Source organism: Streptomyces sp. SID13666 (assembly GCF_010548325.1).
GTDB classification, from domain to species: Bacteria; Actinomycetota; Actinomycetes; order Streptomycetales; family Streptomycetaceae; genus Actinacidiphila; species Actinacidiphila fildesensis.
Window position 1 is genome coordinate 1 of the sequence record NZ_JAAGLX010000181.1, and the last position, 455, is coordinate 455.

The 455-nt window shown below is 74.1% G+C and carries 1 protein-coding gene; it reads left to right on the forward strand.

Features of this window, described 5'->3' with window-relative positions; genetic code table 11:
- On the forward strand, nucleotides 1-455 hold a 455-nt coding region (locus G3I60_RS43990), incomplete at both ends, for an HAD hydrolase family protein (RefSeq protein WP_164608581.1).

The window sequence follows — 455 nt, forward strand, 5'->3', positions numbered from 1 at the left end:
CGGCACGGACGACGAGAGCGGGCGCCCGCGCTTCGTCCGGGTCCGCCCCCTCCTGGAGGAGACGGCGCTCCAGGTCGTGGCCACCCTGCGCGCCCACGCGCCCGGCACCAGCTTCGCCGTGGAACGCACCAGCGGCCTCTTCCACGAGATGAGCTACCCGCCGCTCCACCTGGACCCGGCGCAGAGCGTCGCCCCCGCCGAGAAACTGCTGGCGGAGCCCACCGGTACGACGCCCCAGCCGGTGCTCAAGCTCCTCGCCCACCACGACGAGCTGTCCCCCGACGCCTTCCTGACCCGCGCGCGGGAGCTCGTCGGCGACCTGGTCTCGGTGACCAGGTCCAGCCCCACCGCCCTGCTGGAGATCAGCGCCCACGGCGTCTCCAAGGCCAGCACCCTGGCGCTGAGCTGCGCGGAACGCGGTATCCGTCCGGCGGAGGTGGCCGCCTTCGGCGACA